General features: G+C 58.9%; 15 protein-coding genes and 2 pseudogenes. 8 read left to right on the forward strand and 9 right to left on the reverse strand.

Features of this window, described 5'->3' with window-relative positions:
* Window positions 1-173: pseudogene (locus A3C3_RS40600) on the reverse strand (IS6 family transposase); the annotation flags it as partial.
* Between the two features lie 52 nt (window positions 174-225).
* Here A3C3_RS40600 and A3C3_RS40605 point away from each other — a divergent pair.
* Window positions 226-759 (forward strand): annotated as a pseudogene (locus A3C3_RS40605) (DDE-type integrase/transposase/recombinase); the annotation flags it as partial.
* Between the two features lie 109 nt (window positions 760-868).
* Here A3C3_RS40605 and A3C3_RS40610 read toward each other — a convergent pair.
* The 6 genes from A3C3_RS40610 to A3C3_RS0135820 form a co-directional block, all read right to left on the reverse strand.
* Complete coding sequence (locus A3C3_RS40610) at window positions 869-1,249, reverse strand: hypothetical protein (protein ID WP_183906909.1); 381 nt, start codon at window positions 1,247-1,249, stop codon at window positions 869-871.
* A 215-nt stretch (window positions 1,250-1,464) separates the two neighbouring features.
* Window positions 1,465-3,417 carry a heavy metal translocating P-type ATPase gene (locus A3C3_RS0135800; protein WP_022719291.1) on the reverse strand — a complete coding sequence of 651 codons (1,953 nt, stop codon included), beginning with the start codon at window positions 3,415-3,417 and terminating at the stop codon, window positions 1,465-1,467.
* Window positions 3,414-4,445 (reverse strand): SPFH domain-containing protein, encoded by a 1,032-nt coding sequence (locus A3C3_RS0135805; protein WP_022719292.1) that lies wholly within the window; start codon window positions 4,443-4,445, stop codon window positions 3,414-3,416. Before A3C3_RS0135805 ends, A3C3_RS0135800 begins: the two co-directional genes overlap by 4 nt.
* A gap of 2 nt (window positions 4,446-4,447) precedes the next feature.
* A complete protein-coding gene (gene hflC, locus A3C3_RS0135810; RefSeq protein WP_022719293.1) occupies window positions 4,448-5,452 on the reverse strand; it encodes a protease modulator HflC in 1,005 nt (334 codons plus the stop codon).
* The gene (gene hflK / locus A3C3_RS0135815) at window positions 5,449-7,464 is read right to left on the reverse strand and encodes a protease modulator HflK (protein ID WP_022719294.1); all 2,016 of its coding nucleotides are present in this window, start codon (window positions 7,462-7,464) and stop codon (window positions 5,449-5,451) included. Before hflK ends, hflC begins: the two co-directional genes overlap by 4 nt.
* Window positions 7,465-7,731: 267 nt before the next feature.
* On the reverse strand, window positions 7,732-8,373 hold the full coding sequence (locus tag A3C3_RS0135820; protein ID WP_022719295.1) for a DUF1007 family protein: 642 nt from the start codon (window positions 8,371-8,373) through the stop codon (window positions 7,732-7,734).
* Window positions 8,374-9,244: 871 nt separating this feature from the next.
* Here A3C3_RS0135820 and A3C3_RS0135825 point away from each other — a divergent pair.
* The 7 genes from A3C3_RS0135825 (at window position 9,245) to A3C3_RS0135855 (ending at window position 15,492) form a co-directional block, all read left to right on the forward strand.
* Window positions 9,245-9,931 carry a papain-like cysteine protease family protein gene (locus tag A3C3_RS0135825; protein ID WP_022719296.1) on the forward strand — a complete coding sequence of 229 codons (687 nt, stop codon included), beginning with the start codon at window positions 9,245-9,247 and terminating at the stop codon, window positions 9,929-9,931.
* Between the two features lies 1 nt (window position 9,932).
* Window positions 9,933-10,487 (forward strand): hypothetical protein, encoded by a 555-nt coding sequence (locus A3C3_RS40615; protein ID WP_022719297.1) that lies wholly within the window; start codon window positions 9,933-9,935, stop codon window positions 10,485-10,487.
* Between the two features lie 39 nt (window positions 10,488-10,526).
* On the forward strand, window positions 10,527-11,339 hold the full coding sequence (locus A3C3_RS0135835; RefSeq protein WP_022719298.1) for a hypothetical protein: 813 nt from the start codon (window positions 10,527-10,529) through the stop codon (window positions 11,337-11,339).
* Between the two features lie 110 nt (window positions 11,340-11,449).
* Window positions 11,450-11,881: a hypothetical protein gene (locus A3C3_RS0135840; protein ID WP_022719299.1), complete on the forward strand. Its 432-nt coding sequence runs from the start codon at window positions 11,450-11,452 to the stop codon at window positions 11,879-11,881.
* 13 nt (window positions 11,882-11,894) lie between these two features.
* Window positions 11,895-12,473 (forward strand): hypothetical protein, encoded by a 579-nt coding sequence (locus A3C3_RS40620; protein ID WP_022719300.1) that lies wholly within the window; start codon window positions 11,895-11,897, stop codon window positions 12,471-12,473.
* 12 nt (window positions 12,474-12,485) lie between these two features.
* Window positions 12,486-14,477, forward strand: coding sequence for a trypsin-like peptidase domain-containing protein (locus A3C3_RS0135850; RefSeq protein ID WP_022719301.1), 1,992 nt, complete (start codon window positions 12,486-12,488; stop codon window positions 14,475-14,477).
* Window positions 14,478-14,487: 10 nt separating this feature from the next.
* Window positions 14,488-15,492: a hypothetical protein gene (locus tag A3C3_RS0135855; RefSeq protein ID WP_028740289.1), complete on the forward strand. Its 1,005-nt coding sequence runs from the start codon at window positions 14,488-14,490 to the stop codon at window positions 15,490-15,492.
* A 329-nt stretch (window positions 15,493-15,821) separates the two neighbouring features.
* Here A3C3_RS0135855 and A3C3_RS0135865 read toward each other — a convergent pair whose 3' ends face one another.
* Together A3C3_RS0135865 and A3C3_RS40625 are read right to left on the reverse strand one after the other, a co-directional pair.
* A complete protein-coding gene (locus A3C3_RS0135865; RefSeq protein ID WP_022719303.1) occupies window positions 15,822-16,061 on the reverse strand; it encodes a Na+/H+ antiporter NhaA in 240 nt (79 codons plus the stop codon).
* 464 nt (window positions 16,062-16,525) lie between these two features.
* On the reverse strand, window positions 16,526-16,822 hold a 297-nt coding region (locus tag A3C3_RS40625; RefSeq protein WP_022719304.1), incomplete at its 5' end, for a transposase.

The following is a 16,822-nucleotide window of genomic DNA, read 5'->3' on the forward strand; positions in this document are numbered from 1 at the left end:
TGCTTTCGGCACCATCGGCGGATGGTCTCGTAGGAAACGACGATCCCGCGATCGAGCAGCATTTCCTCGACATCGCGCAGGCTCAGATTAAAGCGAAAGTAGAGCCAGACAGCACGGGCTACGATTTCGATCGGATAGCGGTGGTTCTTGTAGGTCGGTGCACTCACGGTCATGGGTGCGCTGCTACCTCAATTTCCTTACCGCTCAATCAATGTGACAGTACCGCACGGCCTGCTTCTCCAGCGCCATACTGGTGCCATTGATACCCGCCGCCACGATGGTCGCGTTGCTGTCGCTCAGTCGAATTTGCGTTGGTGCTCGGACGGTTTCGAAATCGGCTGCGACAACAGGGAAAAGGTCCGCGTTGCCTTTGCGCTCGACTGCTGTGACCGCGAGGCCATTGCCCATGTCGCCACCACTGAAGGCATCAAGAGCGAAGATGTTCAGGACCTTGTCATCACGGCGGTCGAAAACCGCTTCGGCCGCATCAATATCCTTCCCAAGCCCATCGAATGGCTGACTGACAATGGATCGTGCTTTGTTGCCTCAGACACGAAATCGCTGCTGCTGGATATTGGGATGGAGCCTCGCACGACACCAGTCCGCAGCCCTCAGTCCAACGGAATGGCCGAAGCCTTCGTAAAGACGTTCAAGCGCGACTACGTCTCGGTCAATTCCATCCCGGACGCCGAAACGGTCATCGCTCAACTGCCATTGTGGTTCGAGCACTACAACACGCTTCACCCTCACAAGGCTTTGGCGTCATTCTGTCAGCCGAATATGATCCAGAAGATACGCAGGCGCTCCATGACATCGCCATCGACACGCGCGATGAAGGCTGACGACAGATGCGCCGCCAACGATCTTCTTAGTGGACGCTCTTGGCTATCTCGGCCATCGCCGCGTCCTCATTTGTAGATGGGATCGTTGAAACGGTAGTTTCCAGTCTGTTTTTCAGCTCCTGGGAGATAGAAGGCGCTGAACCGTCGTCGTCATCGACTTCATGTGGATCTTCTTCGACGCCGAGAGAGGAAAACCGATACCTGATTGCAAGGGCGTAGATGGCTTCGAGAACGGCCCTATCCTTCACATCGGGATCCGATAGGGCAAACAACGAGGCTTTCACGACGCGTTTGCTCGAGGTCTTGGGACATTTCTCGGTAACATAAGCGTAGAGCTCTTCGCCTACGAGGCCGTCAGCCGCGCCATTCACGAGTGCGTCATAGACCTTGTTCAGCTTCTTACCCATATCGATCGCTCCAATTTTCCCTGGCGTCCATATCCGGATGACTTGCCAATGGGGCAACGCGGCGCGGACTATTCCGTGCTCAACGAGGATACATCAAAATTGGCCTAAGGCGTGGCGCGGTGTCCTGTAGACCACTTGAATGAGGCCATCCGCGTCCGGTTCGGAATCGGCTAATCGCCGTTCTTCACAGGCGACTGTTCCTGGACCTTTCGCGATCAGGTATCGTGAACCGCAAGCGGCTCGTCGTATCGCATGAGTCGCCCGGCGTTTGCCAGCACCAGCAAGGTGCTGATGTTGTGCAGGATTGCGGCGACAACGGCGCCAGCCACCCCGAGAAAGCCGAAGCCCGCCAATGTGACGATACCGACGGTCCAGCCAAGGCCAATGAACACATTGGTCTTCAGTGTGCGGCGGCAGCGCCGGCTGATGCGGATGCACGTGCCGAGCCGCCGCAGGTCGCTGCCGACCAGGATGATATCCGATGATGCGAGCGCTATATCCGTTCCGCCAGCGCCCATTGCGACACCGACCGCACCGGCCTTGAGTGCGAGGGAATCGTTGATCCCGTCACCGACGACAAGGGGCCTGAAGCCGCTCCTCGTTTCGCTCAGCACCCGTTTCAGCTTGTCCTCGGGAAGCGCCTGGGCAGCAACCTCCTCTATACCAATTTCATGCGCCAGGGCTCTGCCGACCGACTGGCGGTCGCCGGTCAGCAAAAGCTGGCGGTTGAGACCAAGTTCGCGCAACTCTGCCATGGCAGCGGCGGCTTCCGGCTTGGTCGTGTCTGACAACAGCAGCCAGGCGACGAACTCGCCGTCGATGGAAACGCCGGCGATAGGACCGTCATGTTGAGGCGCGTGGGGAACGATGACCGAGAAACGTTCAAACAGTTCGGGACGGCCCACCGCCACTTCGCCCCGCTCGGTCCCCGCAACGACACCCAGACCCTGCAGCTCCCTGATATTTGTCAGCGGATAATATGCGTCGCGGGCCACCAGCAAGGCCAAGGCCCGGCTGACAGGGTGGCTGCTTGCTCCGCCTAAGGATGCAGCCAGAGCCAAAATAACCTCCTGGTCGATCTGGCCGGTTGTCTGCATCTCCTGTAGGCGCAATCGGCCGAAGGTGAGGGTTCCTGTCTTGTCGATCACCAGGGATGTCAGATCGGCCAGCTCTTCCAGAAAGGCGGAGCTGCGGATCAGGATGCCATGACGCGCCGCGACCGCGATGCCGGCAATCGCTGTTGCGGGTGCCGACAGGACGAGCGCACAGGGGCAGGACGCGACCAGCACCGCCAGCATGATCTGGTCGTCATAGGTGACGAACCAGGCGATTGCCGCAATGGTCAGGACAAGTGCCAGATATTGCTGCGCGTAACGTTCGAGCAGCCGGGTTATCGGCGGCTTCGAGTTTTCCGCACGCTGCATGAGGGCAATGACTTTTCCGAGCGTGGACTCCTCTCCGGTCTTCGTCACCTCGATCCGCAGGAGCCCGTCAAGGTTTATCGCCCCGCCGAACACGTCCGTGCCCAGCACGACCTCGGCCGGCACGGATTCGCCCGTTATGCTTGATGTGTCGAGGCTCGCTTGCCCCTCGCTGACGCGGCCGTCGGCCGGGACGCGGTCTCCTGCCCTTACCTCGACAAGATCGCCGGGCCGGAGGGTGACGTTGTCGACTTCGACGATCTTTCCGTCAGGCGTAATCAGGCGCGCCTGGCTGCGGGTCAGACGTGCCAATGCCTCCATCGCCTCCTTCGAGCCGATGACGCTGCGCTCCTCGAGCACATGGCCAAATATCATGATGATCGGAAGAAGGGCTGCGGTCAGCAGGTCACCCGTCGCCCAGGCCGCCAGCATCGCCAGAGCAATCAACTGATCGGTGATGCCATGCAGGCTCGGATGGCGCAGGCTATGCCAACCGGATCGAAGGACAGGGATCGCAACGATCAGCGAGGCCGCGGCGAGCAGGAGCTGGCTGACGCCTGTTTCATCGGGGAAAAGCCAGCGCCAGCCGGTGCCGAGCACCAGCAGGCAAAAAGCGATCATCGCCAAGGTCAGTTGAACGGCGGCGCTCTGCTTTTCGTTTGCCGTCAGCAGTCCGGCGTTGAGCACATTGCCATGGTGATGGGAGTGGCTATGACCACCGTGGGAATGGTGTGCGGTTGCGCTCATTTGTCAGCTCCCTGGAGGATCAGGCGTGCGTCGTCCCTGGGATCGACGGTCACCACCGAACCTGCCTGTGACAGGATCTTTGCGACACGGTCCCGGTAGAGCCGCATGGCAAGCGCCGGATCGTTCAGCGCGCCTTGCTTCTCGATAAAACCGGTGATGGTCGCAGTGTCGGCCCGGGCCTTCGCCACCCGCTCACTGGACTGGGCTTCTGCAACCTGCACGATGGCGTCGGCTGCCTGGTCGGCTGCCTGCTTGTCCTTTTCCGCATCATTTCTTGCAGAAGCAATCGACTGCTCGGCCTGCTGGCTGGCGGTAAGAACCGCATCGAACGCCGCAACGGCCTGGCTTGGAAGACTTGATTGCACGTCGGCCCGCTCGACTTCGATGCCGAGACCCGCGCCGTTCGCTTTCAGCACTCTCAGGCTCTCATCGATACTTCTGACCAGATCGGCTCTGAGCTGTTCACGTTTTTCGGCAATACCGCTATCAGGACCGACCAATTCCGGCCGGGCAACCAGAATGCTGTCCAAATCCCTCGACGCGCAGATGAAGATGGCGCTTCGGGTTGCCAGACGGTCCAATGCGGGAACGACGTGACTGCCCTGCAGGACGTAGTCGAAGGGTTCGGTTACTTTATAGAAAATACGGATATCCAGCTGCACGACGCTGGCATCCGCCGTTAACAGGAAACCCGATCCCGCCAGGGCGTCGCTTGCCGCTCCAGTGCCGGTTTCGGCAGCCGGGGAGCGAACCAATCCCTCTATTCTGCGCTCCAGAACCGTGGCCGCCGCCGGCAGCAGCTCGACCTTTTCGAACGGTTCGGGCAGAGCCCATAGCAGGCCGGAATCCTGTACCCGGTTCAACGACCCCATACGCAGCACCACCGCCCGGCTTTGCGGCGCGATTTCCCTGACATTGGATGTCAGCCATCCGATTGCGGCCAGCACCATGATGACAGACAACGCGACGGAAACGAGGTGAACGGCTTGATGCTCCGGGGCAGCGACTTTGGTATCTGGCGCAAGCATATCTATTGTGCTCCGCCAGCGGTCGCAGTACTTGGCGGACCGTCGACCAGCACACGGAACGGTGCCGCGTCGGTGCGAAGGACAAGGCGGGTGTTGGAATTGACGATGGAACCAAGCGTGTCCAGCGACCGGAGCAGATCGTAAAGCTGAGGCGCGCTTTTATAGGCGGAGCCGTAAATCCGGGCAGCTTCGACGCGGGACTGCGCTTCTATATTGGCTGCTTTGACCGAAGCGTCCGCCTGGACAACCCGTGCGTCACGCTCCGCAGCCGACCGGATCTCGGCGGCCTGCCGCTTTCCGACGGCCGTCCGCTCGGTCGCGATCGTCTCGCGCTCCGCTCGCATGCGATCGACTGTCGCATCCAGTGTTACGGCCGGCAGCGTCAGGCGCTCAATGCCGACATTGACGACGTGCAAACCATAGGTGTCGAGCAATTGTTGCGCGATCTGGTCTTTAAGCCGCGTTTCCAGGGCGAGAATCTGAAGTTTGCTCGGATCCGGATTGATCAGGGACGCGAGATCGAAGTTGCTTGCCGCGGTTTCCAGCGACGATCCCAAAAACGTCCTGATCTGCTGCGCGGCCTGATCGGGTTGGTTTTGCACGGACCGGACGAAACGCTCGATCGCGCCCGGCTCCGCCGGCACCTGCCAAACCGCATAGGCCTGGGCGATGACGCGCAGCCCGTCCTTGGTTCCGACGTCCTGAAGGCCGCTCGATGTCGATTTGGCGCGAAGGTCCACGTCGATGGTGGTTTCAAACGGAATGGGGAGCCGGAAGGCAAGGCCCGGATCGATCAGCACGCGGGTCGGGCTGCCGAACCTGGTGATGATGGTTGCGACGCCCGATCTGACCTGCACGAGACATGCCGCGACCATGATGATCAAGCCGACAAGGACGGCGATGACCACGCGGTACCATCGAAATGGCATGGCTTCTGCCTGATCATTGTGATGATGATGGTCGTGATCGTGATGATCTGCGTCCATGTGCGTGTGCTCGTGGCTCATGGGCTGGTTTCTTCGCTCTGATAGGGAGTGTATGGCTCTGCACCGGTTCCTGGATCGACCGGCGACATGAAACTCCTGAGGTCGAGGGTCGGCGCGCTGCTGCCGCCGATGCGATGGTCGAGGATCAGCGCCTTTGATCGGGACAGTCCTGTGGTGAGCCGGTTGAAATATTCCTCGGTCAGGAACACCTGCCCAGCCGTCCGATAGGCGGACCGCTCGGCGTCGAACCGCAGCTTGGTCACTTCCGATGCGGCAACGCCTTCTCTTGCCGCCGCCATGGCGCCGTCCCGTTGAAGGCTGGCATTCATCTGGGCGTCGTTTGCCTGTTCGGCGGCCTTTCCGCGCTCACGTGCGACCAGGGCCTGCGCTGTAATCTGTGCGGCCTGAACCCCGTGATAGGCACTGGAGGCGCCGGCGGGAGGGTGGATCGCTTCAACGACGACCGCCAGGATTTCGACACCGCTGTTCAAGGCATTCATGTCTGCCTGTATCGCCGAAGATATGTCGTTGGCGAGGCTGAGACGTTCTTTGCCCAAAACGCCATCCAGCGTCCGAGCCGCAAAATCATGGACCAATACGCGGTTGGCCGTACTTTCAATCAGCGTTGGGATGTTGGCGGTCTGATAAGCGGCACTCATGGCCGCCTGGTCGGAGAGGCCAATCCGGTAAACGAAACGGATATCCATGTTGACGAGCTGAAAACTCTGTTTGCCATCGGTGCCTCCGGCTATGATCTGGGACTTTTCGCTGACATGGGAGGCATCCCAGAGCCGATTTGCGCTCTCAGGCGCCGGCCCTTCGGCATCGGCAAGCTGCTCATCCTGCCCGGCGGTGCTGAACGATGTCGCCAGTTCATGGACGATGCCGTTTTCAACCGGGATGATCCGGCCAAATGGCCAGGGCAGACCGATGTGCAGGCCGGGCTGCAATATGGTCCCTGGTCTGCCGAACTGTTCGTATATGCCTCGTCCGCTCATCGGAATCTCGTGGATACCGGTCAGCATCCAGCCAAGAACGAATGTCGCAAGAACGATTGCCGGCGCCGTCTTTCTGATGAAGGAAAAGGCCCAGATCTGGCGAAGGTCGATGCCCAGCTTGGTTCGCAGTTCCGATTGAATGCGGGTCAAGGGTCGCGGCGGCCAGTTTATGGCCCCGACGAGAATGCTTTCGGTCAGGAGTGGCGGCTCGTGACTGTGGTTTTGCGGGCGAAACATCGAGAGGGTGGCGCGAAGGAAAAACTCGAGCCCGACCAAAGTGATAAAGCCGCCGAGCGCGGCCAAGAGCCAGACGGACAACCCGGAACCGCGCGCGTTCAGGAAAAGGCATAAGCAGGAAGCAACGAGGATAAGAATAGGAAAGCGCGCCAATTGCGAAAGCGCGCCCGCCTCCGGCCACTCGACCGCATCGATCGCTGCGAATCGCCGTTCCGTCACCAGCAGAAGGAATGAAAAAGCCAGGCACAGTGCAATCATCAGCAAGGCCGATGTTCCGATCGGCGCCGGCTCCAGCTGTAAATTCCAGCTTCCATAGATCAGCAAGCAGGCAAATAGGGAGAGGCTGGCGACCCAAAGTGGCCGAAGGCCGATGCGCGACAGAAACGACCGGCCAGCGGAGAACGCAATGCCGGTCCATCGGTCGATCCGGTCCGGTTTTTCCGTCTCCCGCGGAGTCCACGGCGAAGCGACGAAGGCAATGAACCATCGCGCTGCTTTTATAGGCGGGATACTGGCCAGGCCGGCTTGCTTGCGCCGCCATTCCGCGACGTCGTAAGCAGATCGCAGCCCTGCGCCGAGGAGGATCAGTGCGGCAGCGTTTTCACAAAAAAACGTCACCCAAATCGTATTGAGATTGAACGTATTGGCAATCACAGCGCCAAACAGCAGCACGGCAGTGAAAAGCGAACCGTGGAAAAGCTGGTTCAAGAGGCGATGACTTTGAACCGCCGCAAGTTGAAAATTTGCTCCGTCCTTGACATCGGAAGACTGCGTGCCGTCAAAAATCTCGTTCGACATTGCTGTTTCAAGGCGTCCTTCCAGGCCCGTATCAAGAGAGAGAAACCATGGTCGTCGCGAAGGCTCGATTACGGCCAGCGCTTATTTGGATATCGCAGGCGTTATTGCCGTGCAGCGCCCAATGGACCACCTGCGACACTGACTTTGTTAAGCAGACCGCGCGGCGCGCCTTTGCCCCCTTCAAATCTTGCCGCCGGGATACGTTATTACGTATCGTTCCTATGTTTGCAAGGCTTTACGTTCTCTCGGCAGACGTCTGCCGGGTCATCAGCATTGCACCTCAAGCCGCGTGGCCACCAATTGCGAAAAATTCGTCCCCATCGGGTCGTTGAAGAACAGGCTCGTCAGCGTTGCCTGGTTCTGGGCGATAATTTCATCGGGTTTGGGTCTCACCACTTTACGCTTGCACCGGGCAAATTCATCCCCCGAGATGGCAAGATCGGTATCGGCGGCGAAATCGACCGCGGTATAGAGTGTCGGGTCGTAGATGCCGAAGATCGTCGTGCCTTTGAGGACCGTTTTTTGAAGCGGCTTTAATGAAAACGTCAGCGTCAGCGCGCCGTCCTGATAGCTTGCTTGCACTGTCTCCGGTTTTGCCATCGCAACCGCTTTGCCGTTGCTGGTGACATTTGTATAGTAGTTATATTGCGCCAGGGAATTGCGGACCGTCTTTCCGACAGCCTTGAGCTCACTTGGATCGAGCGTCAGGTTCTCATTTTTGTCGAAGTCGAGAAGCACCGACGAGGAAAAGACCTCGTCAAAACGCCAGATGTTGCGAAGCTCGCTGATCGAGCCGTCAGAGGCGGCAACCACCTCAAACTTTGCATCGATAAAGATATGCGGGTGAGCAAGGGCCGGGACCGGCAGGAGCAACAGCATGGCGGCCAGCAAACTCGATCGTCGTTTCATTGAGGCTCTACCGCAATTGCCAACAGATGGTTGCCATGGCCTGAACGTCAAATGAGACTGATTTGAGACCCTTTAGGCTTGCTGATGCCGAGGCTGTGCTCTCACGATTGAAGTTATTTGCTCAAGGGACCGCGTTGACTTCCCGACGCAGACGTTCAACCCCGCGCAATCACATTTCCTTAACATTTGTCAATTCTTATCGACCAGATGATGATTTGGGGACGGGTATGGTTGGCGATATGCGGGTACCAAAGAATCAATAGGATGCGTGCAGCTTCGCGCTTTCCAACCAGACTACTGACAGGCGTCTCGGCCGCGGCGCTGATGGTGATGTCCGCAGGAGCGGCCCACGCCGTCGACTGGCACGGTTTGACGAGCAGTGACTGGACAGACGGGAGCAATTGGGCAGGCGGCGTAGTTCCCGGTGTCGGTACAACCGTCAATATCAGTACGGCAGGCTTTGAGGGAAGTGTTGATCGTAACTAAGATCGGCGTCGGGAAAACAACAGCGATCACAAAAGCACCGACTGTCGCGAAGGGGCATCGTAGCGTTGCGTACTGAGACGACGCTTCTGGGTTGGCACGTATTGACTAACCGCGCGTTCACCAAGCTTCGGCAAAGAAATAGCTATAAAGGGCTATGTCGGACTGCCAATAAAAGCGTGGGGGCAACATCGTAATAATTTAGCTAAATATCTGTTTTACTGCGTATTAATTTAGTTTATCGGATTTTCTTTAGGCGTCATATCCTGTGATTATACTCGAATATTGCTGAACGCTTCTCGATTTCGAATGTTGTGAGGACCATTTGCGCATGCTACCTTAGGTGTATTCCGTGGGCGCAAAATGAATATCTAAGTTGGGCGACGCGATGCCACTTCCGGCCTTCCTCAATGCTAGGCACGTTGTGCTCGAAGAGACCGAGCCTCGCTTCCGGCCGCAGTCAACGGGCGGCGCTGCTCAGAGGTCGAAAAGGCTCGCCCTTTCGATCGACGCGCAGGAGCAGTCGAACTGGTGCTGGGCCGCGGTTTCCTGCTCTGTGTCTCATTTTTACGATGAAAGCGCGTGGACGCAGTGTGCGATAGCGAATTTGATTTGGGGGAGAGGCGACTGCTGCGGAGGAGAGGCGTCCAACCCGAGCACGTGTAACGCTCCGTGGAAGCTTGACGAGGCGCTTTCGGTAACTTCGAACTTCGTCTCCCTCGTTTCTGCGGACCTACCAGCGCCGCCCATCGCCTTCTCCGCGGTGCAAAGGGAAATAGACCATGGAAAGCCGGTAGCAACACGGGTGAGGTGGCGCGGCGGCGGCGGACATTTTCAGGCGATCGTGGGGTGGACCTTAGGCGCGAGCGGGTCTGAATATATCGTGATCTCGGATCCCATCTACCGGGAGACGACTATACGCGTCAGGGATTTTGCCGCGCGATATCAAGCTGGCGGGGATTGGACGCACGCGTATTTCACCACGGCGGCTTCCGAGAACTCTGGCGGCGGCGGCATCGTGCTTCAGTCGAAACGCCTGCCCGCCGACGCCGAAGAAGACCTGGTGGGGGCCTGACATGCCAATCCGGCTCCGCACAGACGCGCCAGCAGAGGGGCATTCGGCGATAACCGATGCGATCGCCGACCTAGTGGAGCCGGCGGCCGACGATGGCTTGGGCGGCGGGGTCGGACTCGACCTCTCCGACCCAATCCCAGTATATCTGCTGGGATTAGACCGCATCAAGGCGGCAGACCCTCTTGGGCACGTCGAGCTCGTGGCATGGCGCTATCTTCTCGAAAGACCCGACAACGCCCAGGTCGCTTACGCCGATGTGCAGCAACGTGACGCAAAGGCGGAGTTCGTCAGTGTCACCGGAGGCGACGTCGCGGCGGCCCTCCTGGAAGCGGCCCACCGTGCCGAGGCCTATGCCGCCACACGGAGCGGCGACGTGGAGATCAGGCTGTTGGAAGTGCCGTCCGTGAAGCTGTCGGCCATCTGGCTGGTGGACGGCACCGACGTTTTTATTCCCTACATCGACGGGAACCAGCAATCCCAATTCAAATGGAAGACCGTCTCCCGCGACGCGGTTTTGAAGGAACTAGCAGACCGGGCGAAATTCATAGCAAATTGAACCACAGCCGCAGTGGATGCGGCTTGCGAGGAGGAAAATATGGCGACCGAAATTCCTTCCGATGTCGAGAAGCTTCTCGATCCCACGATGAACAAGAAGCTGTTCGAAACCGTAACCGTAGGAAAGGCGACCTACTACTTTATCGATCAGTACGACGATGACGGCGGCGAGCCGGTCATCGTTCGGTCGCTGCCTGGCGCGTCGCCGATGCTGGTCGACGACATCCTTGCAGAAGACGACGCGACCGGTGGCGGCGCTACGGGTTCCTTTTCTCCGCAGCTCCAGGAGAGGCTCAAGGCTATTCGAGGAGAATTTGACGACGCCGTCGACGACACGGCTGGCGGAGCCGCCCCTCTGTCGCAGGCCGAGGTGAACAAGCGCCTGAGGGCGAAAGCAATGAAATGCGCGGATCGGAACGATCCCGAGCATCTCAGCTCACGGGACGCACCAGGAACCGACCATGGAAATCTGGCCTGCGCATGGGCGGTCAATCAGGTCGCCAAGAAGGCCCTTGGCCGAGAAATCGGAGGCGGGCTTGCCACGGCCAACATGGTCGTTGTCCTCCGGGACAAGCACAAACGGGCGACAGATTTGGTGTCGGGATGCGTCATCATCTCGCCGACGGTCACGCGGCTCAACGGCACCCGGAATATCGGCCATGTAGGCATCGTGGGCGAGGTGAATACGGCTGACAAGGACCAGACGAAAATCTATTCCAACAGCTCCGGAGCGGCGGAATTCCAGCAGAACTTCACCTACGCGAGGTGGCGCGGCAAGTACAAGGACGACAAGGGGCTATCCGTGGAATTCTTCGAGCTTGATCCTCAGCGCTTTCCGAATGCCGGGACCTAGGTCGCCCCCGTCACCGACTCGTCACGTGATCAAGTCAAGGGCTCCGGCAGTAAAGGGGGAGAAACATGCGACAGGGGACACGCCGCCTGCTTGCAGGAGCATGCCTTACGATGGCAGGAGCACCTGGCGCCCAGGCTACAAATCTCCTTGAGCAGGCGATCACTCAGACCCAGCCATGCCGGTCGTTGAAGGGAAAGCTCGACCTGGGCTTGACGAAAGTAGACCTAGGCATCGACAACATCGACGGGGTTGAGGTCGAGACGCTTCGTATCGCCGTTGATGGCGACGCCGCCGAGGTCAGCGCGCGTGGAACGCTTGCCTGCAAGACGTCGGACAATGCGACTTTCAAGGGCGGGTTCAAAGCGACCATGGAGGCACACGTGGCGGCCAACATTGCGTCCTGCGCCATCGAAGACAGCTCGCTGAACATCGTCAAGGTCGAAGGCAAGTACGGCTATCTCGTTTCTGGTTTCAAGGATCAGATCGCCGCGGCGCTTCGCGGCGGACTTGAGAAGAACTTTCGCAAGCTCTGCGGCCAATGAGAGGACGGCAGGGATGACGGACGGAAGCACCTATCGCGAGCTGGTTTCGATCAGACATCCAGCCCGCAAGTTGACGATGGGCATCTTCATCGCGCTAATGCTCGCGCTATTCGTCGCACGGGCGCCCACCAGCTACACGGGCGGCATTCCTCTGATCGGCGAGTATGTGCCGCTGAAGCTCAACGCGGTCTACATCATCATATTTGGGCCTTTGGTAGCTCTGGCAGTATCGATTTATCTATGGGCGATCATCGCTGGTCGCCGATCGTTTCGGCGCTCGGACGTGTCTTTCTTCGGCGTGGCTTTCGTTTTGCTGATAGTCGCACTTGGCGCCCTTTGCCTCCAATACTTCATCGTCCTTGCGCCAGTTGGCCACTGTGACCGGCTGCCGAACTACGATTTTCTATGGACGAACCAGTACGGGGACATGCGGATCGTGCACTGCATGAGTGGCACTGCGGACATCAACGAGGAGACGCCGTTCTATTTGCGGTGGCAGATCGTGCAGTCGTGGGTGATGGCGCTCATCCCCATCGTCGTGGCGGGGTTTTTGTTCGTGGCCTGGCGTCATGTGAGGCGCAACATAAGCTAGAAGAGGGGTCAGATGGTTCGTGCTCGTGATCTGAAAGGCATTCCGTTCGTCAACAAGCCCGACACCCGCTTAAAGCCATTCTCGGAGATCGGTCGAACTGGTTCGGTCGACGACCCCGGTCAAATGCTCAAAGGTTGGACCGGATGGGCGGCCAGGGGCCTGAATGACGCGGTCGCAGAAGGCGTAGTCATGCCCGAGGCTGCCGTTGGGACGTACCTCACGTCCCAGGCGGCCCTACTGCAACTCCTCGCGGATTGCCGACGGTCCGTTGCAATCATATCCGCAGATGGAACGGCCTATGACGGTCAGCAGGGATTCTGGAGCGGAACGGGATTTCTGGTCGCCGCGAACCTGCTCCTGACCAACCACCACGTGCTCAATTCGATAGAGGTGGCTAGAAACGCCAAGGTCGAGTTCAATTACGAGATATCGCCTGAACGCCTGCTCGCCGGCGACGGCAGTGCACCACAAGCGACGCAGACCTTCGCGATCGATCCGTCCCGCCTGTTCATCACAAGCCCCACCAAAGGTGGTCTGGACTACACCTTCGTCTGGATCGAGGACGCCGCCGCCGTATCCTATGGCACGATAGCGATGGAGAGGGCGTTCTTCACCGTAAGCAAGGGCGACTCGGCCTTCGTCATTCACCATCCGGACGGTCAGCCAAAGCAGGTGAGCCTGGACGACATCGACATTCTGTCGATCGACGCCAACGTCGTCCACTATTCATCCGACACGATGAAAGGCTCATCGGGCGCGCCGGTCTTCGACAGGCGAGGCCGTCTGATCGCACTTCACCATGCGAGCCGCGGCGAAAAGACGGAGCTTCCCGACGGTGGCAGCACCGATGTTGTGAACGAAGGCATCAAGATTGCAGCCATCGCCCTCGACCTCGAGATGCGAATGCGCAAGGGCGGGAGCGACGCCTCCTTTGCAGAAACCATCCTGAAGAGCGTCCATGGCTCTGACACCATGTCCGGCTTCTTCGGAGGCCTTGGAAGGCGGATTGAGGCAAGCGAGCTGGGTCCGGAGGCGGTCGTCGATACCTACCGCGGATCAGATCAGGACGTGGACGTCGGCTTCTGGAACATTGAGTGGCTCGCTAATCGCTACGATAAGCCGGCAAAGCTGGACGGCGCGGCGAAGGTGATCTCCGATCTGAGCCTGGACATGTGGGGCCTCTCCGAGATTTCACCGCCGGCCGTCCGGGCTCTGGTAGAGCGTATCAAGGAGATCTACGGCGACAGGTATGAGTGTGCATTCTCCGAGCCAGAAGCGGCGGAGAGCAAGCAGTCGACTGCAATGATCTGGAAGTCGTCGACGCTGAAGGGCGATCGTGTTTCATGGCCGGACAAGATCGAAAAGCTTCTCAACCAGCGCAGCGACGATCCCGACCTTAACGTCGAGGCGTTGCACGGAAAGATCTTCGACAGGTATCCAGGCCTGTTTCGCTTCAAGACTGTCCGCCCGCTGCCTGCCTACGAATTTTTCGTGGTGCCGCTGCACTTGAAGGCAATGGACGAGGGCAGCTTTCGACGAAGGCTGGCCGCTCGGATCCTTGCACGCGCCGTAGAGCAGATCACCTTGGAAACAAGGCTCGACGTCATTCTCGGCGGTGACATGAACGCGCCGCTTGCGAGCGACGACTTCACCGCGATCTCCGACGCCCGCTTCAACGTCCTGGGTGCCGAGGACGAGGCGGACGGCGCGTTCACCTACGTCAAGTCGCCGAAGTCCGCGATCGACAACGTTTTCCTTTCGCCGTCGATGCGCCAGACGGTCGGTACGCCGGACTTCTTCATAGTGGCGAAGGACCGCACCATGCCGAACTATCTGGAGATATCCGACCACCGTCCGGTGGCGGTGCGGCTTTCATTGATCAAGCGGAGCGGCAAAAACATCCTTCCCGACCAGAAGGATCTCGACGCGATGATAGACGCGATGATGGGCGACGTCGGAAAGACCACGAAGAAAGCCCGAAAGGGGACAGCCGCCAAGGCCTGAGGGGGGAACTATGGCAAAAATCAGCTATGCAGAGTTCAAGAAAAAGCTCATGGATCCCGACGTCCCGGATTCGGAAATTGCGCCGTACCTGACCGCCGACAGAGAAGCGAGTGGGCCGTTCGATCCTCGCATCGAGCCGGATCCGAAGAAGGTGGAAATGGGGCCGGAAGCGCAGATGGACGTCGAGAGCGCGATCCGCTGGGGGAACGCGATATGCCGGTGGCGCAGGCAGCAGGCGTTCGAGCGACGTATTTCGAGCGGAGTCAGAAAGCCCGTACTGGTCTCCGAGGGTGACTCCTGGCACCAGTTTCCATTTCTCATCGAAGACGTCATCGACCATCTCAATCTGGATTTCCTCATCTGGAGCCTCGACGCCGCGGGCGACACGGCCGACAACATGGTCAATCGCAATCCGGAATTCATGAAGGCGCTCGTCGAGCAGAAGCGGAACAAGGTCGCGGGCTTTTTGTTTTCCGGCGCGGGGAACGATGTGATCGGCGAAGACCTTCTCGGAAATCCGGTTCTAGGGACCCTGGTGAAGAATTTTCAGCGCGGCAAGGACGCGGCGTGGCATGTCGACAAGGCGAAGCTTTCGGCGGTGCTCTCCCAGCTCGAAAAAGGATATCAGAAGCTCGTCTCAACAGTCCGGATGGACCCCGATTTCAAAACGCTTCCGATATTTTTCCACGGGTACGGCTACGCCATACCCGGCGGATTTCCCGGCGACAAACGGCACCCTATCTACGCCAAGCAGGACGAGTGGCTGGGCGGTCCGCTAAAGGAAAAGGGCATCGTCGATCTGAAACTACAGCGCGACATCGTTCGCGTTTTGATAGACGCCCTTTACGACATGCTCCACAGCGTCGCCGGCAACAGCAAGACGTCCTTCGTTTATGTTGTCGACGTCCGCGGCGAACTGAAGGAGGGCGACTGGGCGGATGAGATACACGCGACATCTGACGCGTTCGGAAGGGTGGCGGCGCGGTTCAAGAAGGTGATCAACGCGGCCATCTGATCCGGTTGCCGGTTGTCCGCCGTGCGGGACGCGCATCGGCCGAATTAAAACCATCGTCAGCAGCGAGGAGGTGTCGAGCGGTCCTCGCTGCTTTCATCCCTTACGCAGATGGACACCGATGTAAGGTCGCGTTGCCGATCGTGGTAGGGTCGGCTATGCAACGTTTTCGACCGCGACAATAGAGTAACCAACATTGGAAGGGACCACGCATGACCTTTAAGGGCCGCAGAATGACCCTCGTGTGGGTGACGCTTTCAGTCATCGCAATTGGTCAGATTGCAGTGGTCATCGCGGGTGCGCTCGGCTGGCTTGGCTGACCACGCCCGCGCTTACGCGGGTTTGGCGACCCTGCGGCCGCCGACCCTCAAGATGAGATAACCGCTCACCCCGGCGACCAGCGACCCCGCCAGAATCCCGAATTTGACACGGTCCTGCAACGCCGGTTCGTCAAAGGCGAGCAGGCCGATGAACAGGCTCATCGTGAATCCGATACCGCACAGCAACGCGACGCCCGTGTGTCGTTTGGCACTTAAACGCAAGAATGCGGCTATTTCTTTCTTGTTTGGCACTTAAATTGAGATTCGCGACGAAGGAATCTCAATTTAGGTGCAACTAAAAAGACGTCAGTGGTGAACGTGCGCAGGCCTCTATGTCGTTGAAAATGCAGGCAAAGCAAGCTTCATTCTCACGCGTGCGACGACACGCGTCTTAACCGTCATTGCAGAAACATCGTCGATTTGTCGATTGGCTGAATCTCATGTGTGGAGCGGCCGTTTATAGCAAGAGAGAAAATCTGTGATGCCGTCCTGGTCGGGTGCAAGCCATGTGTCCGGCCTTTACGAGGCGGCACATACAGCCGCAGGCCCTGATGAAGTCCGCAGATCGGGTTCCAATCAAATTAACGCGCTCGAAGCGCCTTGAGAATGTCGGATTAATCCAATCCCCGGTTCGACCGGTTTGCCATCACATCTCATCACCCTCGCTATCTACGCGTCCAGCGTTTCTATTCGAGTTTGCCAAACGGAAGATTCGATTATGCAGCGCCAACGTGAGCGATATAGGCTTGGTTGCGCGCCAACAATGCCCAGGCAACACGCGCAGTCTTGTTGGCCAGGGCCACCGAGACCAGCCGGGCCGGTTTACGCGTGAGCAGCTTTGCCGCCCAACTCTTGCTGGCATTATCCTGCCGTGCCCGACGGATCACCGCCGTGGCACCGATAACAAGCAGNCGCCGAATATAGCTATCCCCCTGTTTGCTGATGCCGACAAGTTTCTCCTTGCCGCCACTGCTATGCGCGCGCGGCGTTAGACCAAGCCACGCCGCGAAGGA

Source organism: Rhizobium mongolense USDA 1844 (genome assembly GCF_000419765.1).
GTDB classification, from domain to species: domain Bacteria; phylum Pseudomonadota; class Alphaproteobacteria; order Rhizobiales; family Rhizobiaceae; genus Rhizobium; species Rhizobium mongolense.